Origin of the sequence: Myxococcus sp. CA033, from assembly GCF_013336625.1 — a bacterium.
In the GTDB taxonomy this organism is placed as follows: domain Bacteria; phylum Myxococcota; class Myxococcia; order Myxococcales; family Myxococcaceae; genus Myxococcus; species Myxococcus llanfairpwllgwyngyllgogerychwyrndrobwllllantysiliogogogochensis.
In genome coordinates this window covers 269,252-293,003 of sequence record NZ_JABUMU010000004.1, presented here as the reverse complement: position 1 = coordinate 293,003, position 23,752 = coordinate 269,252, and the positions used below count along the sequence as shown (strand labels likewise).

Annotated in this window: 14 protein-coding genes; 7 read left to right on the top strand and 7 right to left on the bottom strand. The window is 69.3% G+C overall.

Annotated features, from left to right (window positions below):
* The first annotated feature begins 8 nt into the window (after positions 1-8).
* Both HUA78_RS13965 and HUA78_RS13960 read left to right on the top strand, forming a co-directional pair.
* A complete protein-coding gene (locus tag HUA78_RS13965) occupies positions 9-2,963 on the top strand; it encodes a DEAD/DEAH box helicase (protein WP_174465508.1) in 2,955 nt (984 codons plus the stop codon).
* A gap of 38 nt (positions 2,964-3,001) precedes the next feature.
* Positions 3,002-4,789, top strand: coding sequence for a DUF885 family protein (locus HUA78_RS13960; RefSeq protein ID WP_174476557.1), 1,788 nt, complete (start codon positions 3,002-3,004; stop codon positions 4,787-4,789).
* Here HUA78_RS13960 and HUA78_RS13955 read toward each other — a convergent pair whose 3' ends face one another.
* The 3 genes from HUA78_RS13955 to HUA78_RS13945 form a co-directional block, all read right to left on the bottom strand.
* The gene (locus tag HUA78_RS13955) at positions 4,790-6,529 is read right to left on the bottom strand and encodes a hypothetical protein (protein WP_174476469.1); all 1,740 of its coding nucleotides are present in this window, start codon (positions 6,527-6,529) and stop codon (positions 4,790-4,792) included. It abuts the gene before it with no gap.
* Positions 6,530-6,686: 157 nt separating this feature from the next.
* Positions 6,687-7,970, bottom strand: coding sequence for a P1 family peptidase (locus HUA78_RS13950; protein WP_174476468.1), 1,284 nt, complete (start codon positions 7,968-7,970; stop codon positions 6,687-6,689).
* Between the two features lie 84 nt (positions 7,971-8,054).
* On the bottom strand, positions 8,055-10,805 hold the full coding sequence (locus HUA78_RS13945; RefSeq protein WP_174476467.1) for a putative Ig domain-containing protein: 2,751 nt from the start codon (positions 10,803-10,805) through the stop codon (positions 8,055-8,057).
* A 196-nt stretch (positions 10,806-11,001) separates the two neighbouring features.
* On the opposite strand from HUA78_RS13945, the gene HUA78_RS13940 reads away from it, so the two are divergent.
* Together HUA78_RS13940 and HUA78_RS47700 are read left to right on the top strand one after the other, a co-directional pair.
* On the top strand, positions 11,002-12,015 hold the full coding sequence (locus tag HUA78_RS13940) for a hypothetical protein (RefSeq protein ID WP_174476466.1): 1,014 nt from the start codon (positions 11,002-11,004) through the stop codon (positions 12,013-12,015).
* A gap of 70 nt (positions 12,016-12,085) precedes the next feature.
* Positions 12,086-12,541 carry a hypothetical protein gene (locus HUA78_RS47700; RefSeq protein WP_371745572.1) on the top strand — a complete coding sequence of 152 codons (456 nt, stop codon included), beginning with the start codon at positions 12,086-12,088 and terminating at the stop codon, positions 12,539-12,541.
* Between the two features lie 76 nt (positions 12,542-12,617).
* Here the strand turns inward: HUA78_RS47700 and HUA78_RS13930 are convergent, their stop codons facing one another.
* A complete protein-coding gene (locus HUA78_RS13930; RefSeq protein ID WP_174465504.1) occupies positions 12,618-13,037 on the bottom strand; it encodes a cupin domain-containing protein in 420 nt (139 codons plus the stop codon).
* 113 nt (positions 13,038-13,150) lie between these two features.
* A complete protein-coding gene (locus tag HUA78_RS13925; protein ID WP_174455121.1) occupies positions 13,151-13,480 on the bottom strand; it encodes a hypothetical protein in 330 nt (109 codons plus the stop codon).
* 314 nt (positions 13,481-13,794) lie between these two features.
* Here HUA78_RS13925 and HUA78_RS13920 point away from each other — a divergent pair, with 314 nt between their 5' ends.
* Positions 13,795-14,970 (top strand): AI-2E family transporter, encoded by a 1,176-nt coding sequence (locus tag HUA78_RS13920; RefSeq protein WP_174455122.1) that lies wholly within the window; start codon positions 13,795-13,797, stop codon positions 14,968-14,970.
* Between the two features lie 126 nt (positions 14,971-15,096).
* Here HUA78_RS13920 and HUA78_RS13915 read toward each other — a convergent pair whose 3' ends face one another.
* Positions 15,097-18,666, bottom strand: a complete 3,570-nt coding sequence (locus HUA78_RS13915) for an endopeptidase (RefSeq protein WP_174476465.1) — start codon at positions 18,664-18,666, stop codon at positions 15,097-15,099.
* Between the two features lie 261 nt (positions 18,667-18,927).
* Positions 18,928-20,424: a glycosyltransferase family 39 protein gene (locus HUA78_RS13910; RefSeq protein ID WP_174455124.1), complete on the bottom strand. Its 1,497-nt coding sequence runs from the start codon at positions 20,422-20,424 to the stop codon at positions 18,928-18,930.
* Positions 20,425-20,592: 168 nt separating this feature from the next.
* Between HUA78_RS13910 and HUA78_RS13905 the strand changes: the two genes are divergently transcribed.
* Together HUA78_RS13905 and HUA78_RS13900 are read left to right on the top strand one after the other, a co-directional pair.
* Entirely contained in the window at positions 20,593-22,188 is a 1,596-nt protein-coding gene (locus HUA78_RS13905) for an FGGY-family carbohydrate kinase (protein ID WP_246136966.1), read from the top strand.
* 15 nt (positions 22,189-22,203) lie between these two features.
* A complete protein-coding gene (locus tag HUA78_RS13900; protein ID WP_174476464.1) occupies positions 22,204-23,733 on the top strand; it encodes an aminotransferase class V-fold PLP-dependent enzyme in 1,530 nt (509 codons plus the stop codon).
* Positions 23,734-23,752 lie beyond the last annotated feature (19 nt).

Sequence of the window (23,752 nt, the reverse complement as noted above, 5' to 3'; positions counted from 1 at the left end):
ACACTCCCATGTCCGCATTCGCCAAGCTGCTCGAAGCCGTTCGGAAGGAAGCCCGCCCCGGTCTCTGGTCCAAAGGCGTGGGTCTCGCCCGTGACGGGGCCGTGGTCCTCCAGTCGAAGACGGACAGCGAGCTGGAGCTGAGGGTCCGCTCGGCGGGGCGCCCGGTCCCCTTCACGGTGGCCCTCTATCCCGCCGACGACGCCTGGGAGTGTGACTGCCCCAGCCTCGTGGACCCGTGTGAGCATGTCGTCGCGGCGGCCATCTCGCTCCAACAGGCGGAGCGGGAGGACGCGCCCATGCAGACGGCGGCGACCCGCTGGTCTCGCATCGCCTATCACTTCACGCGCACGGGGGACGGCCTCCAGCTCAAGCGCACGCTGGCCCACGCGGACGGCAAGGAAGAGGCGCTGGAGGGCAGCCTCACCTCGTACATCGCGAAGCCCGCGCAGGCCGCGAAGCTCCAGGTGGAGCAGGCGGACCTGCTCGCCGACCGCATCCTGGAGCAGCGCCGCACGCGCGGCACGCTCAACCCGGAGACGCTCGACGCGTTGCTCAAGGTGCTGGTGCAGGCGCGCAACGTCCTGTTGGACGGTCGCCCCGTCGCCATCCCCGACGAGGTGGTGGTGCCCCGGGCGCTGGTCGAGGAGCGCGGCGGGCAGCTCGTGGTGACGGTGGCGCGCGACTCGCGCGTGTCCGAAGTCGTGAGCCCCGGCGTGGCCCGCGTGGGAGACGCGCTGGCCCGCATGGGTGAGACGGGCATGACGGGGCCGTGGCTCCAGAACCTCCCCATCGTCCGCACGTACAGCGCGGAGAACCTCGGCGAGCTGACGTCGAAGGTGCTGCCGGAGCTGGGCCGCCGGATGCCGGTGGAGGTGCGCACGAAGCGCGTGCCGTCCATCGACCGCGAGCTCAAGCCGCGCATCCTGCTGGAGCTGAACCAGCTCGAGTCGGGCCTGTCCGTGCTGCCCACGCTCGTCTACGGCGCGCCGCCGACGGTGCGCATCGACAACGGGAAGATGGTGTACCTGCGCGGCGCGGTGCCGCTGCGCGACGAGGCGGTGGAGCAGCGGCTCATCCACGACCTTCGCGAGGAGCTGAACCTGGTGCCCGGACGTCGGGTGACGGTGCAGGGCCCGGAGATGGTGCGCTGGGCGGACCGGCTGCGACGGTGGGGCGGAGACCTGGCCGGTGACGGCGCGTCCGTGGTGAGTCCGGATGTGCGGCTGCGTCCATCGCTCTCGGTGGAGTCCGCGGGGGATGGCGCGGGAATCCCGCAGGTGCGCTTCACGCTCGAGTTCCAGGTGGAGGGGGGCAAGGGCGGCGAGGCCCGCTCGGTGGACGCGGCGGCCGTCGTCCGGGCGTGGCAGGAAGGACTGGGGTTGGTCCCGCTGGTGGGAGGGGGCTGGGCGCCCTTGCCGCGCGCGTGGCTGGACAAGCATGGTCAGCGCGTGGCGGACCTGCTCGCCGCGCGTCAGCCGGACGGCCGCGTCTCCAACCACGCGCTGCCGCAGCTCTCCTCGCTGTGCGAGACACTGGAGCAGCCGCCTCCTCCGGGCCTGGACAAGCTGGCGCCGCTCGTCGAGGGCTTCGAGAAGCTGCCGCCGCCCGTGTTGCCGGAGGACCTCAACGCGTCCTTGCGTCACTACCAGCAGACGGGTGTGAGCTGGCTGGGCTTCCTCAAGAGCGCGGGCCTGGGCGGCATCCTCGCGGACGACATGGGTCTGGGAAAGACGCTGCAGACCATCTGCGTGTTGGGGCCGCGCTCGCTCGTCGTCTGTCCCACCAGCGTGCTGCCCAACTGGGTGGCGGAGCTCAAGCGCTTCCGTCCGTCGTTGAGCGTCTGCGTCTACCACGGCCCCGGCCGCGAGCTGGACCCGGCGGCCGACGTGACGCTCACCACGTACTCGATTCTGCGACTGGACGCGGCGGCGCTGGGCGCCAGGGAGTGGGCCGCCCTGGTGCTGGACGAGGCGCAGGCCATCAAGAACCCGGAGAGCCAGGTCGCGCGCTCCGCGTTCGGCCTCAAGTCCAACTTCCGGTTGGCGCTCAGCGGTACGCCGCTGGAGAACCGGCTGGACGAGCTGTGGAGCTTGATGCACTTCACCAACCCGGGCCTGCTCGGGGGACGGCGGCAGTTCGAGGAGAAGGTGTCGCGCCCCATCTCCGAGGGCAACGCGGCGGCCTCCGCGGACCTGCGCCGTCGCATCCGCCCCTTCGTGCTGCGCAGGCTCAAGCGGGACGTCGCGCCGGAGCTGCCCCCGCGCATCGAGTCGGTGATGCACGTGTCGCTGGATGAGCGCGAGCGCTCCATCTACGACTCGGTGATGGCGGCGACGCGCAAGGAAGTGGTCGCCCTTCTCAACGAGGGCGGCAGCGTGCTCAAGGCGCTGGAGGCGCTCCTGCGACTGCGACAGGCGGCGTGCCACCCGGCGCTCGTCCCCGGTCAGAAGGCGACCTCGTCGTCGAAGGTGGAGACGCTGGTGGACGCGCTCGATACCGCGGTGTCGGAGGGCCACAAGGCGCTCGTGTTCTCCCAGTGGACCTCGCTCCTGGACCTCATCGAGCCGGCGCTGAAGCAGGCGGGCATCGGGTTCGACCGGCTGGACGGCACCACGGTGAATCGCGGCGATGTCACCTCCCGCTTCCAGTCGGAGGACGGCCCGCCGGTGTTGCTCATGTCGTTGAAGGCGGGCGGCACGGGCTTGAACCTCACGGCGGCGGACCACGTCTTCCTGGTGGACCCGTGGTGGAACCCGGCCGTGGAGGCGCAGGCGGCGGACCGCGCGCACCGCATCGGTCAGGAGCGGCCCGTCAACGTGTACCGCCTGGTGTCCCAGGGCACCGTCGAGGAGCGCATCCTCGGACTCCAGGACAAGAAGCGCGCGCTGATGGAAGCGGCCTTGAGCGAGGCCGCCGGCGCCGCGGCCATCACCCGTGAAGACCTGCTGGAGCTGTTCTCGTGAAGTGGCTCCAACTCACCACCCTGGGAGTTCTCCTGATGATGTCCGTGGATGCCGAGGCGAAGAAGCCGGACGCGGCCAGCACGCTGCGTGCCCTCATCGAGCAGGATTGGCGGTACCAGCTCGAGCACAGTCCGACGTACGCGTCCGTGCAGGGCGACCGTCGCTGGAACGAGCGCTGGGATGACCTGAGCCTCGCGGCCATCCAGGCGGACCACCAGCACTCGCGACAGGTGCTGGAGAAGCTCAAGAAGGTGGAGCGCGCGCGGCTGTCCGCCGAGGAGCAGCTCAACCTGGACCTGTTCCGCAGGGACCACGAGACGTGGGTGGAGGAGCACCGCTTCGGCTGGTATCTGCTGCCCACGAATCAGATGGGAGGCATCCCCGAGGGCATCAAGCAGCCCCCTGGCGTGCAGACGGCCTACCAGCTCGCGGACACGCTGCGCTTCGAGACGGTGAAGGACTACGAGGACTGGCTCGTCCGGCTCCAGGGCTTCGGCACCTATGTGGACCAGGTGGTGGCGCTGATGCGCGAGGGTCTGCGCCAGAAGAAGGTGCATCCGCGAGTCATCCTCCAGCGCATCCCGCCTCAAATAGAGCGGCAGCTCGTGGAGGACCCGACGAAGAGCGGCTTCTACAGCCCCTTCCTGCGCTTCCCCGAGAAGCTCCCCGCCACGGAGCAGCAGCGTCTGGCGGAGGCGGGCCGGAAGGCCGTGCGCGAGGGCGTGGTGCCCGCGCTGCGGCGCTTCCACCAGTTCCTCACCGCCGAGTACCTCCCGGGCGCGCCCGAGGCCGTGGGCGTCTGGCAGCTTCAGGACGGCGTGGAGATGTATGGCTTCTTCGCGCGCAAGTACACGACCACCGCGCTGACGCCGGAGCAGATCCACACCCAGGGGTTGGCGGAGGTGAAGCGCATCCGAGGGGAGATGGAGGCCATCATGAAGCGGACGGGCTTCCAGGGCTCGCTCGCGGAGTTCTTCCAGTTCCTGCGCACGGACCCGCGCTTCTACGCCCGCACCGGCGACGAGCTGCTGATGCGCTACCGGGCCCTGTCCAAGCGGATTGACCCGCTGCTGGTGCGCCTGTTCAAGACGCTGCCGCGCCAGCCCTACGCGGTGGAGGCGACACCGGAGGCCATGGCCCCCGACGTGACGACGGGCTTCTATTACCCGGCGGCCTCGGACGGCTCGCGTCCCGGCACGTACCTGGTGAACCTCTACCGTCCGGAGACGCGCCCGCTCTGGGAGATGGTGCCCCTCACGCTGCACGAGGCGGTGCCCGGACATCACCTCCAGACGGCCCTGGCCACCGAGCAACTGGGGCTGCCTGAGTTCCGTCGCTACGGCTACTACGTGGCCTATGGCGAGGGCTGGGCGCTGTACTGCGAGACGCTGGGGGACGAGCTGGGCCTCTACGTGGACCCCTACGACAAGTTCGGCCAGCTCTCCTATGACATGTGGCGCGCCGTCCGCCTCGTCGTGGACACCGGCATGCATGTGAAGCAGTGGACGCGCCAGCAGGCCCTCGACTACTTCATGGAGAACGCGCCCCGCCAGGCGTTGGACATCACCAACGAGGTGGACCGCTACATCGCCTGGCCCGGGCAGGCGCTCGCGTACAAGGTGGGGCAGCTCAAGATTCAGGAGCTGCGCACGCGCGCCGAGCAGGCGCTGGGCTCGCGCTTCGACGTGCGCGAGTTCCACGACGTGGTGCTGCTCGGGGGCTCGCTGCCGCTGGACGTGCTCGAGCGCAAGGTCGACGCGTGGGTGGCGGGACAGCAGCCCCCCGCCGGGAAGAAGGGGGCTTCGTCCCACGCACCGGCGCCGTAGCTACTTGCCGCGCTTCACCGTGGCCCGCACCAGTTGTTTGATGGCGCGGTGGGCGCGCGGGCCACCGGCCTTGATGAGGCGGTCATTCAGGTCGTCCACCAGCCGGTGGCGCAGCGGGGGCTCGGTGGTGAGCAGGGCCTCGTAGCTGGCCCGCAGCTCCTCCTCCCGCTCCGCGAAGGCGCGCAGCTCCTGCTCGCGCGCGGCGAGCTGCTCACGCAGGGAGAACAGCTCCTCCCGCTCCTCCTCGCGCGCGGCGAGCCGTGCCCGCAGGGTGTGCAGCTCCAACTGCTCCGCCTCCCACCGCGTGCGCTGCTGCTCCAGCTCCCGCAGCCGGGACTCCGTGGCCTCGCCGCGCTCGAGCAGCGCCTGGTGGCGCATCTCCGCTTCCCTCGCGGCGGCCTGGGCCGCCCGGGCATCCTCGGCCCGCTGGAGCCGCGCTTGCTGGAGCTCCTGGCGCAGGTCCTCCATCCACAGGGACGCGCGCGACACCCAGCTCACGTCCGGCGTTGGCAGCTCCAGGCTGACCGCCAGTCGCTCCAGCCACTCGCGGCGCAGCGCCCGCTGGCTTTCGATGTACTCCGTGCCTCGGGCCAGGGACTGGCTCCAGTCGCTTGAGAGGAACTCCGCGAGCGAACCCTCCGTCTCGGCGAGCCCCGCCTTCTTCTGGCGGTAGTAGTCGTTGAAGGCGAACAGGTGGGTGGGCACTCCGGCGACCTTGCCCAGCAACGTGACGTGGTAGGACGAGGCGAAGAGCACCTCGCCCTGCTGGATCTGCTCGACGGCTTGATGCAGTCGTCCCTGGAAGAGCAGGCCCACCAGGTCGATGACGTCCGCGCGAGGGAAGTACTCCGGGAAGGACGTCTTGCGCATGGCCGCGACGCTGTCCTCCACCACGGGCCGCTCATCGATGTACGCGTTGAGGACGACGGGCGAGGCGTCCTCTCCGAAGTGCGCCCGCAGCGCCTGGAGCTGCCCGTTCATCAACGTGGTGGGCGTGGGCATCAGCGCCGGGTCCTCTCCCACGTTCGTGTAGACATACGTGGAGAGGTTCATGTGCAGCGCGAAGCGTCCGGCGCCAGGCGTGCGGGGTTCGCCGCGTGAGGCCTGCGCGCCCGCGCGATCCAACTCCTCCAGCGCGTCGTCTCCAGACAGGCGCGCTTCCAGGCCGCAAGCGACGAGGGCCTCGGTGGACTCCGGATCCCTGCAACCGACGAGCGCCGGCTGCCACTGCCGCGCATGCGCCGCGAGGCGGCTGGCGAACTCCGGCCCCACCTGGAGTCCCGACAGGACGTAGTGGCCCGGCAGCCACGCGCGGAGCACCGTCTCGATGAGCTCCAGCATGGAGTCCCCCCAGCGCCCGTTGAAGTACCCGCCGCCATAGACGTGCAGGCGGCAGGGCCCCCGAAGCAGGAGCGGGGACACGGGCTCCAACCCCAGGCTCCTCGCCGAGCGGTCCGCCTCCTCCCAGGGCGCGCCCGAGAAGAAGACGAAGTCCTCCGTGCCGAGCACCGCGGGAAGTTGTTTCAGGGACTGCGGGTCCGTCACCCTGCCCAGCTCATGCAGGGAGGCGACGACCGCTGACTCCTGGCGCGCGCGGTGCCAGCGGACAACCCCTTGCAGCATGAGGATGTCCCCGAAGTTCCAGTAACCGTTAAATCCTCCAGCGAGGAGGACTTTTGGCAGCTCGGGGGAGTTGAGCTTCTTCAGGGTGGTGGGCGTCGCGAAGAAGGAGAAGCGCATCCTCGTTTCTTAATCACGGACGTCACGACGTCGTCACGCCCAACCGACGTGTCGACAGATGACAGTGTTCCGTTTCACAGAGGCCGAGGCTCGGCCGTCCGCCTGTCTTGAATGTTTCGCGCGCACCTCCGAGCACACTCCTGTCTCGGGCCTGGACTCATCGGCCGGATTTGCCTGCCGGGGGCCGCTTGGATTTGGGCGCGGGCGTGAGCCGTCCGTATTTCTTCAGGGCCTTCACCAGTCCGTCCGGGGGCAGGCCGTAGACGCGGATGTTGTCCGCGCCCGTCATGGTGTCGGAGGCGAGCATCGCGTTGAGGATGGCTTCCTGTGTGGCCTGGACCGTGGCCTCGAAGAGGGGATTGAGTCTGTCGTTGCTGAGCACCGCGACGTTGGCGGGACGCTCCTGGGCCGCGGGCTTGAGGCTCTGCGTGGAGAACGCGAGGAAGATGTCTCCCGAGTAGTTCTCACCCAGTCCGCCCATCTTCGCGATGCCCAGCGGCACGCGCCGCGCGAGCCGTCCGAGCTGGTGGGGCAGCAGGGGGGCATCCGTCGCGACGATGATGATGATGGAGCCCGCGCCCTCGAAGGGAGTGGGCACCGCGGGCGGACCGCCGGTGGCGCCGCAGGACGTCAGGGAGCTCATCATCGGGCTGCCGGGCTTCTGCGTGCCGAGATAGCAGGGCTTGTGGTCCGCCAGTTCCTCGCCGACGGGAACCCCTTCGACGGAGAAGAGGCGTCGCGAGCCGTAGTTGCACTGCACCAGCACGCCCAGGGTGTAGCCGCCCGCGGACTCCGGCAGCTTGCGCGAGGCGGTGCCGATACCGCCCTTGAAGCCGTGGCACACCATGCCGGTGCCGCCTCCGACGGAGCCCTCCAGCATGGGGCCCGGGCGTGCGGACTCGAGTGCCTGGATGGCGTGCGACGGCTTGACGTGGAAGCCATAGAGGTCGTTCAGCATCCCGTCCCAAGTCTCCGCCACCACGGGCAGCCCCAGGTCCCACGCGAGGTCCTTGCCCATCGCCCAGGAGATGACGCCCTCGCGCACCGCGCCGATGTCGTTGGTGTTGGTAATCATCACCGGGCCATTGAGTTCACCGGACTCCTGAATCCAATGGGTGCCTGTCATCTCACCGTTGCCATTGAGGGCGTAGATGGCGGCGAACACCGGCTCCGCGACGCCGTCCCTGCCACGGGGCAGCACCGCCGTGACACCGGTGCGCATGGGGCCCTTTCCGGGCTCGATGCGCCCCTCGCCGGAGATGAGCGTCGTATGGCCCACCTCCACGCCGGGCACATCGGTGATGGCGCCGAGCGGACCTGACTGGCCACCGAAGGTGATGCCCAGGTTCCTGGCGCGGGGGCGGGTGCGCTCGGTCTGGGCGGAGCCGAGCGAGGGAGTCACCAACAGGCAGAGCAGCACGGAGGAGAGCAGGGTGCGCATGCCCCGCTTCCTACTCCTCCCCGCACCGTTCGTGTAGCCAGGATGCGAGAGCGCCCGGGGATTCCCGAGCGCCTTCGCGGTGCGTCAGAACGCGGTGCCGTCCGCGCGCAACCCCGGGGACGAGCTGAGGCCGGAGGGCAGCGACGTGTGCCGCACGAAGGCCCCGTTCGGGTCCGCATCCGGGGAGCGGTTGTCGGACACATTGTCAGCGGGAGAGACGTAGCTGTACGTGTCCACGTCGGTGTTGTCCGCCTTGCGCAAGCGCACGGTGTCGCCATCGTTGCTCAGTCCGAGCGCTCCACTGGAGGCTCTCACCGCGTTCGTCCTGCCCGCAGGGATGCCCGCGGTCCCTCCGAAGACGACCACGGCCTTGCCCGAGCCCAGCGTGGTTCCGGCCGGGAAGACGTGGCGCGAGAGGGCGGAGTCCCACACGCTCCATCCCGAGATATCCACGGCGACGGCGCCGACGTTGACCAGCTCCACGAACTCGTAGGCGGGGTTGTTGTTGCCGTTGACGGCGGGCTCGTTGGCGAGCACCTCGTTGATGATGACGCGGCCGGCGCCCTGGACGATGGTCACCGGCGCGTCGCTCTCGTCGAAGAGGGTGGCATTCGACGTGTCCACCACCCGCACGAGCGTGTTCGTGGAGGAGAGGGCGGGCAGCGTCCACGCATGACTGCCCTGGACGGCGGGCACCGAGGCGGCCAGCACGCTCCACGTCGTGCCACCATCGGTGGTGGCCTCCACGCGCACGTCACCGACACCCCATGCATGCCACCGGATGTGGAGCACGGAGCCGGCGAGGAAGGTGCCTCCGTGGGGGTCCTTGAGCCGCACGAACGGCTCCGTCGCGGAGCTGAACGCATACGTGCTGACGACAGGGCGGTGGTCGCTCAAGGTGTTCAAGTAGTCGGGCACCCACTCGTCCGCGTAGATGACCTCGGCGGAGCTCGGGACATAGCGGGCGGCCACCTCGTTGCTGGCCAGCGTGTGGTCCACCATGTTCTCGAAGCCGATGGACGTGTCGTCGCCCGCCAGCGACAGCTCACGGGTGATGAAGGTGTAGCCGTTCGGGTCCGACACGAAGTTCTGGTACGGCGTGAGCATGGGCTGCTGGGTGCCGGGGTCCAGGGTGATGGACTCGTCCACGTCGTCGTTCCAGTCGCCCAGGACGAGCACGTGCTCGTTGGACAGGTTCTGGTCCAGGTACTCCTTCAGCGCGGCGCTCGCGCGCTCACGGGCGGCGCGGGGGCTGGTGTCGACGCCGTTCTCCGCGCGCATGTGGACCACGATGACGACGAGCGGCGTCTGCGTGCCCTGGATTTCGGTGGTGAAGTTCACGCGCAGGGGCGGGCGGTTTCCGAAGTCGCTCTCGCTGCCCACGCGGAGCAGCTCCGCGCTCTGGAAGGTGAGCGTGCTGTCGTAGAGGATGCCCAGCTTCTGCGTGGTGCCGCCGTACGGAGAGGTGCTGCCCGTGACGTAGTTGGCGTTGTTGGAGAGAAAGCCGCTGAAGCCCGGGAGCTGGGCCTTGAGGGTGTCGAAGTCGACGACGTCGACCATCTCCACCATGCCCCACAGGTTGGCGCCCGCCTGGAGCATGACGTCGCGCGCGGAGGCAATCTGCAGGTCATCCAGCGCGCCGCCCTGCGACGTCGAGTTCACGGGACCCTGCGTGTCGGAGCCGAAATAGGTGAGGTTGTAGTGGCCCACCTTGAAGACCGGCGGGCTGAAGCTGGAGATGGTCAGCACCAGGCTCCGCGAAGCCGTGCGGTCCGTGGAGTCCGTCGCCGTGACGATGAGGTCGAACGTTCCCTGCACGGTGGGCGTCCCGGAGAGGACACCCTCCGAGGACAGCGTGAGGCCATCTGGCAGCGCGCCCATCGTGACGGCCCAGCTCAGGGGCTCGACGCCTCCGGTGGCCGCGAGGGCGGATTGGTAGGCCGCATCCCGGGTGGCTCCGGGCAGTGAAGCGGTGGTGACGCTGAAGGCGGTGAGGACGGTGAGCTGGGTGGCATACTGCGCCTGCCTTCCATTGGCGTCCGTCGCCGAGACGACGAAGCTGAACTGGCCCGCCTCGGTGAAGGTTCCCTGGAGGAGTCCCTGCGCCGACAGCGTCAGGCCGGGCGGCAGGTCTCCCACGCGCGCGAAGGTGATGGGGGCCTTGCCGCCGACGACGGTCAGCGTGAGCGAGACGCTCTCGCCGACTTCATGGGATGAGAGCTGGAACTGCACGATGCGAGGACGCGCGTAGACGGAGAGGGCGAGGTCGGCGGTGTCGCTCGCGCCCGAGGCGTCCCGCACGCGCACGGTGAAGGTCGCATCACCGGCCGCCGAGGGTGTGCCGGCGAGGGAGCCGTTGGTGCCGAGCGTGAGGCCCGCGGGCAGTGCTCCGGCGGTGACGTCCCAGGTCAGGGGCGCGAGTCCACCGCTCGCAGACAGGGCGAGCGAGTAGGGATCACCCGTGTATGTGTCCGCCAGGGTCTCCGTGAGGACGACGGGAGGCGTGGTCGAGCCACCGTCCGTGTCGGGGCCCGCGTCCGGAACGAACCCACCATCCAGGTCGGGGCCGCTGTCTGGAGTGAAGCCGCCATCCGTGTCGGGGCCGCTGTCTGGAGTGAAGCCGCCATCCGTGTCGGGGCCACCGTCGAGCGTGGGGCCCGCATCCGTGTCGGGGCCACCATCCAGGGGTGGGCCACCGTCAGGGTCTCCGTCGTGACCAGGGCCGGCATCCGTCTTGGTTCCGCTGTCCACGGGCCCGGGTGTGGGGTCGGAATCCGAGCAGGCGGTGAACAGGAAAAGGACGAGCAGCGGCGCGACTGCGCGATGCGACAACATGAAGGACTCCGAAGCAGGGAACGAAGCGCGCGGGGGGGCCTGGAATCCTAGCGCAGGAGCCCGTCGCGCATGCGGGTGGGTTGATGGGGGAGGGCGTCAGGTCGTCTCCGCGCCCGGCGTCCGACGCCTCGAAACCGGCCCCCCAGCACACGGTTCCTGGAGCTGGCCCCTCGGCTCCCTGCGCGAAAGAAAACCCATGACCGAGCGTGAGTTGACGCATCTCGAGGTGCCGTGTTTCGTCGACTTTTCCGAGGCCCTCTCGGGTCGGGAGTTGATGGCCCAAGGCGTCGGACCCGACTTCGACCTGTGGCTCCTGGCCCTGGAGGGAGAACGGGATGACCGGGAGAAGGTCGCACCGGGCCTCCCATCCTTCGCGAAGTCGCTGGCGGATGTGCCGCAGACCTACGAGGTCCTGCGCTTCTCTTCGCCGGATGCTCCGCCCGAGTGCGTCCGCTTGCCGCCCAACCGACGCAACTTCCATTTCGTGCAGCCCCTGCCGGAGGGCGAGCTGCTGCTGGTGGGCGGCCGTTGCGGCTACCTCGACAAGGACGCGCACGAACGCAACGCGGTGGTCTATTCCCGCGACGGGCGTGTGACGCGTGAACTCACCCTCGGCGATGGCATCCAGGACGTGCAGGCCACCGCCGACGGGCGCCTGTGGGTGAGCTACTTCGACGAAGGCGTGCTCGGCAATCGAGGGTGGGGGCGCGGGGATATCGACAGCGAGCCGATTGGACGAAGCGGGTTGGTCCTCTTCGATGCGCGGGGCCAGCGCCTCAGTGAGTACGACGCGAAGGCCGTGGGCACCGATGTCATCGTCGACTGCTACGCGCTCAACGTCGCCTCCAATGACGAGATGTGGCTGTACTTCTACACGGACTTTCCCCTGGTCCGCCTGCGCACGGAGGGCCAGCCCGCTGTCTGGAAGACGCCTGTCACAGGGGCGAGCGCGCTCGCCGTGGGGGCGACGCACGTGTTGTTCGGAGGCTCCTATTCGGCGCGCTCCACCTTCGAGTTGTTCGTCCTGCACGGTGGCCGCGAGGAGGCGCTGACTCCGGCGGGCACCTTCGTCTTCGTGGACCCGGACGGTACCCGGTGGCAGCCGACCTGGATGTGCGGGCGCGGTCCCTGGCTCTACGGTGGAGAAGGCACTCGCGCCTTTCGCATCGACCTCGACACGCTCATCGCCTCGACCCGGGTCTGGCACTGAATGCTCCTGCCACTCTCGACGACCCATTCCCCCGCGACAGACCTGGGCTCCCTGCTGCACAAGAGCCCGCGTGTGGCACCTGGAGACGCTGGCGAAGGTGTGTCGCGCGGACCCGGATTGGCTCATGGCGACGTCCCATCGCGTGGTGTCACTGAGTGACGCGCGGGCCGTCGAGGACGCGACGCGCTGGTGGGAGTCGCTGACCTCGCGAGGCGGGGAGGGCATGGTGGTGAAGCCCCTCGCGTACGTGGCCCGAGGCCAGAAGGGAGTCCTCCAGCCGGCCATCAAGTGCCGGGGCCCGGACTACCTGCGCATCATCTACGGTCCGGAGTACACCGCGCCGGAGCACCTGGAGCGTCTGCGCAAGCGAGGGGTGTCCACGAAGCGCTCGCTGGCGTTGCGGGAGCTGGCGTTGGGGGTGGAGGCACTGGAGCGCTTCGTCCGGAAGGAGCCGCTGCGGCGCGTCCACGAGTGTGTCTTCAGCGTGCTCGCGCTGGAGAGCGAGCCGGTGGACCCCCGGCTGTAGACGGACCGGGGCCGCTTCCTTCACGCGGAGGGCCCAGGCACCAGGTGCCGTGCGTGCGCCCTCCGAGGCCCTTCACTCAGTGAAGGCCAGGCGCCGACTCGGGCGTCATGCCGGGCCGGGTCGACTTCGCGGCCTCTCGCTGCGCGTACTCCGCCATGCCCTCGAAGTCGACGCAGAGGCAGGGCTCGTTGCCGATGACCCACGCGTCGTGTCCCGGTGGGATGATGGCCACGTCCCCAGGACCCATCTCGTTCTGGTCCCCGTCATCCATCTTCACCACCATCCTCCCGCTGACGACGTAGATGGAGTGGGCCACCTGGCAGCTCTCCGTGCCGGCGATGGGCTTGACGTCCTGGGACCACTTCCAGCCGGGCTCGAAGACGCCCATCCCCACCGTGCGCCCTCCGTCGAACTGGAGAACGTCCGCATGCCCGTGCGCCTCGAACGGCCGGCGCTCATCGGGTGTCGAGAATCGCTTGATGATGAACTCGCTCATGATGTTTCCCTCCGCGAGCCAGAGGAGGGAGGAGCGCCGCGCGCCCCACACGCCCCGGGCCCGCCCATGTTTCCCAAGGGAAACCTAGGGACGTTCCCGGCGGACGTCAGTGCTCAGGTCATCAACTCCAACGGCATGGACAACCCCGCCTCGAACCCCGGCTCCTTGCGAAGTTGCTCCAGCACGCCGCGCGTGCAGTGCAGCGTCACCAGGGGAAACAACCCCGGCTCGCTTACCCAGCGCACGGCGCTCATCAACTCCCGCGCCCGCAGGAAGCCCAGCACCGTGTCGCGGAACTGCTGGCTCTCCTCGCCCGCTTGCCGATGCACCGCCGCTCGACTCCTGGCGGGCGCGGACGCGGCTGGACGCTTGCCACCCTGACGAGAGGACGGCCGGGACGCAGTGGGCTGCTCCCGGGGCATGACGATGGCTTCAATCCACATCGTGTCGCCCTCCTCGTGGCGTGGCGATTCCAGACCTGCTTGAAGATTATCGGACAAGGGCGTGGTCCAGTTGTGTCCCCACCTCGTCGAACAAAAGGGTGGGGCGCCTGCACCCCCATCGCACGGGTTCGATTCGGAGCGCCGCTGCCCGCCCCGTGGAGTCAGCTGGCGCAGAGGGGCCTGGCCGCTCGGCTGCCCCACGGGGGGACGGCCATCCGCCGCGAGCCCGACAGGCCGCTCTCATGTGCGGAGCTTGTCAGGCTCGCACGCGAGGGGGCCTGACTGGCGGCGCATCACTTCCTACCTTGTCGCTCATGAAGGACTCCAGTCGCCAACTGCCGGTCTACGTTCCCGCCCGCACGGTGTGGGCCGTGGGGCTGCAGGTGCTGCTCCTGGCGATCTGCTGGCTGGTGCTCCGACGGCTGTATCCGCTGTTCACGCTCCTGGCCGTCGTGCTGCTGCTCTCCCTCGCGTTGGATCCGCTGGTGCGCCGGCTGGAGCGGTGGGGCCTGAAGCGAGGGTTGGGCGTGGCCGTGGTGGCGCTGGTGCTCCTGGGGTTGGTGGGCGTGCTGGTGGGCACGCTGGTGCCCGCGCTCGTCCAGCAGATTGAGGGCCTGGTCCAGGCGATGCCGGGGCTGCTGCAGCGGCTCTCCGAATCCCAATGGGTGAGGGAGCTGGGAGCTCGCTACGGCTTCGAGATGCATCCCGAGGAGCTGCTGCGCTTCGAGCCGATGGACCTGGCGGGTCGTGCCGTCGGGGTCCTTTCCTCCACCCTGGGACTGCTGGCTGCGGGCATCACCGTGGTGGCCCTCTCCGTCTTCAGCCTGCTGTTCGGCAAGGAACTCTACGAGAGCATCCTCCAGTGGGTGGTGCCACGCCGGAGGCACCACGTGCGCGGGCTGGTGGAGCGCATGCGCGCCGCGGTGAGCAACTACGTCGCCGGCACGCTGCTGGTGATGACCATCGGCGGCACCGTGGCCGCCACTGTCGCGCTCGTCCAGGGCGTGCCCTTCTTCCTGGCCCTGGGGCTGGCGGTGATGGTGCTGGGGGTCATTCCCTATATCGGCAGTGTCATCAGCGCCGTGCTGGTGAGCCTCACGACGCTGGCCACGGTGGGGCTGCGCGCGGCCGTCATCGCGCTGGTCGTCTTCATGGTCTACCAGCAGATTGAGTCCAACGTGCTGGGCCCCATGGTGCAGCGCCGGGCCATCCGGATGAACCCGCTGCTCATCTCCATCGTCGTGCTCTGTGGCGGCGCGCTCGCGGGCCTCCTGGGCGCGGTCGTCGCAGTGCCCCTGGCCGCCGCCGCGCAGGTGCTCGTCCAGGAGCTGCTCCGGGCGCGGCAACTGAACTGGAGGCGCGTCCACCGCCGCGAGAATGCCCGGCGACAGGCGGGGCGGGGCGCGGTGGAGGAGGGGCTGCTGTTCGCGGGCCCCATGGACGACACGTCCGAGCACGGGGGGCCGCCTTCGGAGAGCGACCGCCACTGAGCGGCGTGGCGCCCGGACGTGAAGAAGGGCTCCCGGAGTGTGTCCCGGAAGCCCTTCTCGTTCAGCTCAGGCTGACGTCAGCGCCGCACCTCCGACCTGGGAAGCGTGGAGGCGTGGCGCCGGGCTTCAGCGGCCCGCGGGGGCCGAGCGGCCCTGCGACGTGACGGACTTGCCGCTGTCCGCCGCGGCCACGGACGTGCCGACCGAGAACACCAGGTCGTCACGATCGTTGTAGGAGCCGCTGGTGCACGCGCTCGCCGTCCCGTTGAAGCGGAACTGCGGACGGATGGCGTGCGTGCCCGCCGTGGCACCCAGGTTGAACGTGTGAGTGAAGGTCCTCGCGACCCCCCCCGCGGTGCAGGCCACGTTGGTGGTCAGCGCCGTCCAGGACGGAGCCGACGCGTTCGTCGTGTAGTAGAGGTCGAAGAAGTCCGTCGTCCCCCAGCACCACACGGTGACTTCCACCGTCACCTGCTTGCCCGTGGCGAACGCGCCCTGGTCCGTCGTCTTGATGACCACCCGGTCGATGCTCTCATCGGTGTGGTAGACGCCGGAGACGCCGTCCGCGCACGAGTCGTTGATGGTGTTCGGCTGGTTCAGCTCGGCGCCGCCAGACAGCGTGCCGCGGCCGTTGACCAGCGTGGTGCCGGTGTCGCAACCGCACACGTTGCCGCAGGTCGGAGCCTGGAGCGTGGTGTTGAACGTGGCCACCGCGGGCGTGCAGACCGTGCTGGTGGTGAAGCTGCGCACGGTGCTGTTGGGGCTGGCACCGCAGACATCCGCCGCGCGGGCACGCCAGTAGTACGTGGTGGCGCTCGTCAGAGCCGGAGTCACCGTCCAGTTGCTGGCCGACAGGGCGGTGCCCGTCCGGACGATGTTGGTGAACGCCGAATCAGAGGCCACTTCGACCACGTAGTTGGCCGCGCTCGGCACGTCGGACCAGTCCAGCGCCGCCGACGTCGCGACGCCCGTGGCGCCGTCCGCCGGAGACGCGAGCGTCGGAGCCGACAGCGGCGTGCAGCCGCGCGTGGTGTAGCTGAACGCGGTGGACCAGGCCCCCACGCCGCCGCACGAGTTGTTCGCCCGCACGCGCCAGTAGTAGGTGGTGTTGACGTTCAGCGCCGGGGACACCGTCCACGTGCTGGAGACCAGCGAGTTGGCCGAGGCCGTCACCGTCGCGAACGTCGGGTCGGTGGAGACCTGGACCTCGTAGGTGGAGGCACCAGACACGTCCGCCCAGTCGAGCACCGCGGCCAGCTCCGCGCCGGTGGCACCGTTGCTGGGGGTGGACAGGGTGGCGAGGCCCGGCGCGGTGCAGGCCGGCGTGGCGCACGAGCACGCGCTCGCCGCGCCGTAGCACGCGTTCGAGGACGCGGGGACGATGGAGTAGCAGTACTCGCGGCCGTTGGCGACCTCGGAGTCCGTGTACGTGGTGCCCGTGACGGTGGCGACCTTCGCCTTGCCGAAGTTGCAGCCCATGCCCTCGGTCTTCATCACCCAGTACTCGCTGGCGCCAGCGGAGGCCGTCCAGTTCAGGGCAATCTGACCGTCACCCGGGGTGGCGGTGTGCGTGGGCGCCGCGGTGGGGCCGGCCGAACAACCCGAGTTCACCGGGGGGGTGGTGTTACATGCGATGTTGTGACGGTTGAACGCGGCGTGGATGGCCGTCATGTGCGGCGTGCCGTCCGCCAGGTTGCCGTTGTCGTCGTCCGCCGCCAGCCACTGCATGTAGCCGTTGGTGGAGCCGCAGCCGTCGGACGTGCCGCCGGTGCAGTTACAGGAGTGCCACGCGCCGACGTTGCCGCTGCCCTGGTAGAACAGCTTGTTGCCGACGATGAACGCCGTGTTGGAGTCGTAGTTGAACGGCGCGCCAGCCAGGTCGATCTTGACCAGGTCCCAGGCGGCCTGACGGGCAGGCGAGGCGGCGCAGTGAACCTGACGGCTGCACGGGCCCGTGCCGGAGCTGCAGTTGGGGCACACGAAGTTCTGCGGGGTGGCCGGGGGCGCGGGCACGCCGCCGTAGGTGGCCGCCTGCCAGTCCGCGTCACGCACGCCGGAGCACCGGGTGTTGCACCACGGCGTGCCGACCTGCGACTCGTTCTGGTTCTGCCCCGTGCCGTCCGGCGTCACACCGCAGCCACGGCTGCCGGTCTGGAAGAAGCCGTAGCCCACGCAGGACGTCTGCAGACGATAGATGGCCGCGATGTCCGCGTAGCCTTCGCTGGAGTTCGACAGCACGCCGTTCGAGTCGAAGTCATCCATGCCATGGCCCCACTCGTGGTCGAACACGGCGCCAATCTCACCGGTGTTCCGGCAGCCACCGCCGCTGCGGTAGAAGTTGACCGACGTGCCGTTCCAGAAGGCGTTGCAGGTGCTGTTGATGTTGACGTTCGCGAGCAGCTGCGTGGACAGCCAGGTGTTGCCCGGCAGGTAGCCGCGGGCCTGCTCGGCCAGCTTGTTCAGCTCGTAGAAGCTGGAGCGCGACGCGGGGGAGTTGCCCGCCTGGCCGGTGATGCAGTCGTGGTCGTTGTTCGCGCCGCCCATGGCGATGTTGCCCGTGGTGGAGCTGACGTTGATCGCGCCGCAGGTGTCCGCCACGCGGACGTAGCGGCCGGACAGCGTGGTGGCGGCGGTGCCAGTGCTATAGGCGAAGATGCCCGCGCCATCCGTGAAGTTGTTGGGCGAGGCCAGGCCCGTGTTCGCCCAGGGCATGGGCGAGTTGGGCTTCATCGTGCCGCACACCGTGTTGTCCACGCAGGTGCCGATGTTCGTGGACGGGTAGATGCCGCCCTGGATCTGCGCGTCGAAGTAGTGGTTGTCGTCCTCGATGGCGAGCGTCTCGCCCGAGTGCGCGTCCACCGTCACCTTCCAGCGCTGGTGGGCGTCCGGGTCCTGGAAGCCGTAGGCGTAGACCAGGCGATGCTCGTAGCCGGTCCCCACGGCGCCGGCAAAGGACTCACCCTGGGGCGCCATGGGGGCGACCTCCAGCGTGGGCTGCTGCCAGAGCTGCTGCGGGCTGGCGTTCAGGCCGACGAAGCCGTTGCCCGCGACCAGCGCGTCGTTCGGCGCGAGCGCCGGGCGCGTGTCGATGCCCACGTTGGCCCACGCCTCGGTGCCGATGAGGATGAGGTTGCCGTGGCTGATGGTCGCGGCGATGCGCGCGTGGCGCACCGGCAGGCCATTGACCACCTGCTGGATGTGGACCTGCCAGAGGTTCTCGTTGACCGCCGTGATGCGGGGCGAGCCCAGCTGCATCAGGTCGATGTTGAACGCGGCCTGGTTGTCCGCGATGAACTTGAAGACCAGGTCGCCGATGACGGACTCGTCCACGGCCGCCACGGAGCGGCCAATGGACTCACGCACGCCGTCCAGCGTCACGTTGTTGCGGAAGCCCTTGCCGGGGATGAGGGGAATGGAGCCCTCGATGCCCGACGGGGTGCCGGTGCGAGGGTCGATGTGGACGCGGAAGTCCTTCCCGTTGCGGGCGAAGAAGTCATCCCAGCCCGTGGCCGTGTCCTTGGCCATGGTCCGCATCGCCTGCTCCAGCGGTGTGTTCTGGATGGGCAGGTAGAACTCGGGCTTGTAGAACGCCTTGCTGGCGATGGCGCTCTGCCCCTGTTCGGGGGGTTGCACCGCCCAGCTCGTCGCTGACATGAGCAAGGCAAGACATGCTGCTGACACCTTGGTGTGGCGCATGCGGTTCTCCTCTAAGGGGGTCCCGAGGGGCGGACCCGAGGTGGCTCCAAGACGGAGCCCGCAGACGCCTTACTGATGCCTCACCAAAAAATGAATATGCCTTATTCCCCGGCTACCAATCGAAACTGGATCCCTAGGAAAAACAAGGCCGCGAAGTGTTCACTGGCCAACGCCATAACGCACTGTAAGTAAATCCCACCATGGCTCTGAGCGCGGAAGTGTGCCACTGCCACCAAAATTTTATTGACAGGGTGTTGCGGGCTAGCGCGGCCAGATGCGCACCCAGTCATCCTGGATGAGCTTGCCGCTGGTCCTGTCCGTGCTTCCGCTGGCCATGAAGCCTCGAGGCGCGCCGAGCGCCAGCGCGCCGGCCTCCACCCACAACAGCAGCAGCAGGGCCACCACGAGTGCGGGCACGCGCGTGGCCAGTGCGGGGCGGCGCGCGGTGAGGACGACGAGGGGCAGCAGCAGCAGCGGAACCAGTGCGGGGAAGATGGTGAGCAGGCCGCGCGTGTAGCCGAAGAAGGCGACGGTGATGAGCGCGCGGTGCAGGACGACCAGCGTGAGCAGGCTGAGCTCGCGCCAGGGGCGGGTGAGGGACAGCGCGGCGCCCGCGACGAGCAGCACGAGCAGCGGCCACTTCAGCCACGTGCCCTCGGGGACGAAGAGGTCCACCGGGGCGCGCGCGCCGCTCAGGCCGGAGGGGAGGTTGGAGGCGCCCAGGCCCAGGCTCAGGCCGTCCAGCCAGCGCGACAGCTTGGTGCTCCAGAGGCGCGCGGCGTCCGCGGGGTGCTCGCGCATCCACTCCAGGCCCACCGCATAGCCATGCAGCAAGAGCTTGCGCTGCGCGGGATTGGCCACGTCCAGGTGGCCTTCCTGGCCGAGCTGATTGACGGAGTCCGGAGTGAAGCCGCCGGTGGCGCGCGCGTGGTTCGCCATGGCGAAGTTGATGGGGCCATAGGCGGTGACGGGCGCGAGCACCGGCAGCGGCTCCAGCGTCGGAGTGTTCGCGTTCAGCTCGCCGAGCACCTTCGCGTTGCGCACGGCCCACGGCGCGAGCACCAGTCCACAGACGAGCACCGCGGCGCCCCAGCGGATGGCGAGCGCGGGCAGCGGCGTCGAGCCCCGGTAGAGCCAGGCCCACGCGAGCAGGAAGGGCCACAGGTAGAGGTGCTCGGCGCGGGTGAGCGAGCCCAGGCCCATGACGAGGCCCAGGAGCGCGGCGCCGCCCCAGGTCGGCCCCGCCTTGTGCCGCAGGACGAGCGCGAGCGTGGCGGACAGGAAGAAGGCGTAGAGGACCTCGTTGCTGTACGTCGTGGAGAGCACCAGCCAGCCGAAGCTGGAGGCGAAGAGGGCCGCGCCCACCAGACTCCACGCGGTGCCCAGCAGCTTGCGCCACCAGGCCCAGGACAGCGCCACCGTGGCCGCGCTCAGGGCGGCGAGGCACAGCTTGTATGGATAGGCATTGCCCTGGGGCTCCCCCAGCACGCGGTACAGCACCCCGAGGAGCCAGGGGAACAGGGGCGGATGGTAGGGCAGGGTGGCGGGGCCTTCCGTGCCGCGCACGTGCTCCAGCGCGTACGTGTGGAAGAAGCGCGCGTCCCCGTAGAAGAAGATGGAGAAGGGCCACGCGCGGTCCGGCGCGGACTGCAGATACAGCCAGCGCAGCAGCAGGCTGAGCGTGAAGGTCACCGAGAGACCGAGCGCCACCGGGTGCCGTTGCCACAGCTCCCGCGCGCTGACGAAGAACCGGCGCATGCCACCCCCAGGAATCGGCGCAGGCTAGCACCTCGGGCGCGCGCGGGGCCCAGGCGTTCAGAAAAGCGCCCTTGCCGTGAGTTGTGGATGGCGGGATGCGCGACGCGCTTTCTAGAGTCCCGGCGCCGCGGCGTTGGCGGCATCACGCAGTCCGGCTCGGAGGGCCGAGTGTCCCAAGCAGGCGAGAAGTCCATCCTGGCCATCGACCTGGGCACCTCGGCCGTGAAGCTGGCCGTCGTCACCCTTCGCGGAAGGATTCTCGGCGGCGAGGTGGAGCCGCTGGCGCTCGACCTCCTGCCCGATGGAGGCGCGGAGCAGGACCCGGAGGCGTGGTGGAGCGCCGTCGTCCGGGGCACGCGTCGCCTGCTGGCGTCGGGGCGGGTGGCCGCGCGTGACATCGTCAGCGTCAACTGCAGCTCCCAGTGGTCCGGCACCGTGGCCGTGGACGCGCAAGGCAAGCCCCTGCGTCCGGCGCTCATCTGGATGGACTCGCGCGGCGCCCCCCACGTCCGGCGCGTGGCAGGCGGGCTCATTCCCATCGAAGGCTACGGCGCGGCGCGGCTGTTGACGTGGATTCGCCTGACGGGCGGGGTGCCCAGCCTCTCCGGCAAGGACCCGGTGGGCCACATCCTCTACCTCCAGGCCGAGCACCCCGACATCTACCGCGACGCCTACAAGTTCCTGGAGCCCAAGGACTGGCTCAACCTGCGGCTGAGCGGACGCTTCGCGGCGTCGTTCGACTCCATCACCCTGCATTGGGTGACGGACAACCGCGCGCTGAACCGCATCGTCTACGACGAGCGGCTCTTGAAGATGGTGGGCCTGCACCGCGACAAGCTGCCGGACCTGGTGCCCGCGGCGAGCGTGCTGGGGCCGCTGAGCGCCCGGGCCGCGAACGAGCTGGGGCTGAGCGAGGACGTGCGCGTGGTGACGGGCGCGCCGGACATCCTCGCGGCGGCGGTGGGCTCCGGCGCGGTGAGAGACCACGAGGCGCACCTGTGCGTGGGCACGTCGTCCTGGCTGTGCTGCCACGTGCCCTACAAGAAGTCGGACCTGTTCCATCAGATGGCCTCCGTCCCCTCCGCGCTGCCGGGGCGCTATCTGCTGGCCAACGAGCAGGAGTCCGCTGGCATCTGCCTCACCTTCCTCAAGGACAACATCCTGTATGGCCAGGGGGGCGGGCCCGGAGCGGAAGAGGACTCCGCGGAGGTGTACCGGCTGATGGAGCGCGAGGCGGGGAAGGTGCCCGCGGGCAGCGACAAGCTCATCTTCATGCCCTGGCTCAACGGGGAGCGGAGCCCCGTGGACGACAAGTCCCTGCGCGGGGGCTTCTTCAACCAATCCCTCAAGACGACCCGTGCGCACCTGGTGCGGGCGGTGATGGAGGGCGTGGCCTACAACTCGCGCTGGCTGTTCACCTACGTGGAGCAGTTCGTCGGCCGGAGGCTGGACTCGCTGCGCATCATCGGTGGCGGCGCCAGGTCCGCGCTGTGGTGCCAGATTCACGCGGACGTGTTGGACCGGGTGATTCAGCAGGTGGACGAGCCGGTGCTCGCCAACGCGCGCGGGGCCGCGTTCCAGGCGGCGGTGGCGCTGGGCGAGCTGACGGTGGAGGAGATTCCGTCGCTCGTCCCCATCGCTCGCACCTTCGAGCCCGACCCGGCGAACCGGGCGATGTACGACGAGTTGTTCCGCGAGTTCGTCAATCTCTACAAGAGCAACAAGGCCATCTTCGCGCGCCTCAATCGCGCCCGGAGCGCCTGAAGCCAAGGAGTGAAGATGGCCCTGCCAGACCCGAAGTCGCTCAAGCTGCTGAACCACGTCCCGCCCCGGTTGCTGTCGGCGGCCGAGCGCTACCTCAAGGCCGTGCCGCTGGTGCGGGACTTGTTGTCGAAGGAGACCGACACGCTGCTGTCCGAGCTGGAGGGGAGCCTCAAGCCCTACCGGGGGAAGATGACGGCCTTCGGGCGGCTGCCGGTGACGGGCCGCTCTCGCGAGGAGGTGCTGCGCGAGCTCCAGGCGCTGGAGGCCCAGGAGGAGGAGCGCTGGCGGGAGGGCAAGGTGTCCGGTGCCGTCTACAACGGTGACCAGGAGCACATCGACTTCCTCAACCGCGTCTACGCCCTGCACTCGCAGAGCAACCCGCTGCACGCGGACCTGTGGCCCAGCGCCACCAAGTTCGAGGCGGAGGTCGTGGCCATGGCGGCGAGCATGCTGGGCGCCGATGCCGCCAACGCGGGCCGCGTGCCCGACGAGCACGTCTGCGGCTCCATGTCCTCGGGTGGCACCGAGAGCATCATGCTCGCGGTGAAGACGTACCGGGATTGGGCCCGGGAGACGAAGGGAATCACGAAGCCGGAGATGGTGGCGCCCTCGAGCGCGCACCCGGCCTTCGACAAGGCGGCGCACTACTTCGGCGTGAAGATGGTGCGTGTGCCGGTGGGGCCGGACTACCGCGCGGACGTGGCGGCGACGCGCAAGGCCCTCAACCGCAACACCATCCTCCTCATCGGCTCCGCGCCGGGCTTTCCCCACGGCGTCATCGACCCCATCTCCGAGCTGTCGGAGCTGGCGCGCAAGAAGCGCCTGGGCTTCCACACGGACGCGTGCCTGGGCGGCTTCGTGCTGCCCTTCGCGCGCGCGCTGGGGCGTCAGGTGCCGCCCTTCGACTTCCGGCTGCCGGGCGTGACGTCCATGTCCGTGGACACGCACAAGTTCGGGTACGCGGCGAAGGGCTCGTCGGTGGTGCTGTACCGGGGCACGGCGCTGCGCTCGCACCAGTACTTCACCGCCACCGAGTGGCCCGGGGGCATCTACTTCTCGCCCACCTTCTCCGGCAGCCGCCCCGGCGCCCTCATCGCCGTGGCCTGGGCGTCGCTGGTGAGCATGGGCGAGCAGGGCTACATGGAGGCCACGCGCCGCATCCTGGAGACGGCGGACACCCTGAAGCAGGGCATCCGCTCCGTCCCCGAGCTGCATGTGCTGGGAGACCCGCTGTTCGTCATCGCCTTCGGCTCGCAGACGCTGGACATCTTCAAGGTGATGGAGCGGATGGGCGAGCGCGGGTGGAGCCTCAACGGCCTGCACAAGCCCGCGGCCGTGCACCTCTGCGTCACCTTGCGGCACGCGCAGCCGGGCGTGGCCGAGCGCTTCCTCGCGGACCTGCGCGAGGCGGTGGAGCACGTGAAGGCCCACCCGGGCGAGAAGGGGACGATGGCGCCCGTCTACGGCATGGCGGCCGCCGTCCCCTTCAGGGGCCTGGTGAGCGACTTGCTCAAGAAGTACATGGACCTGCTCTACAAGGTCTGAGCGTCCGGCCCTCCGCCGC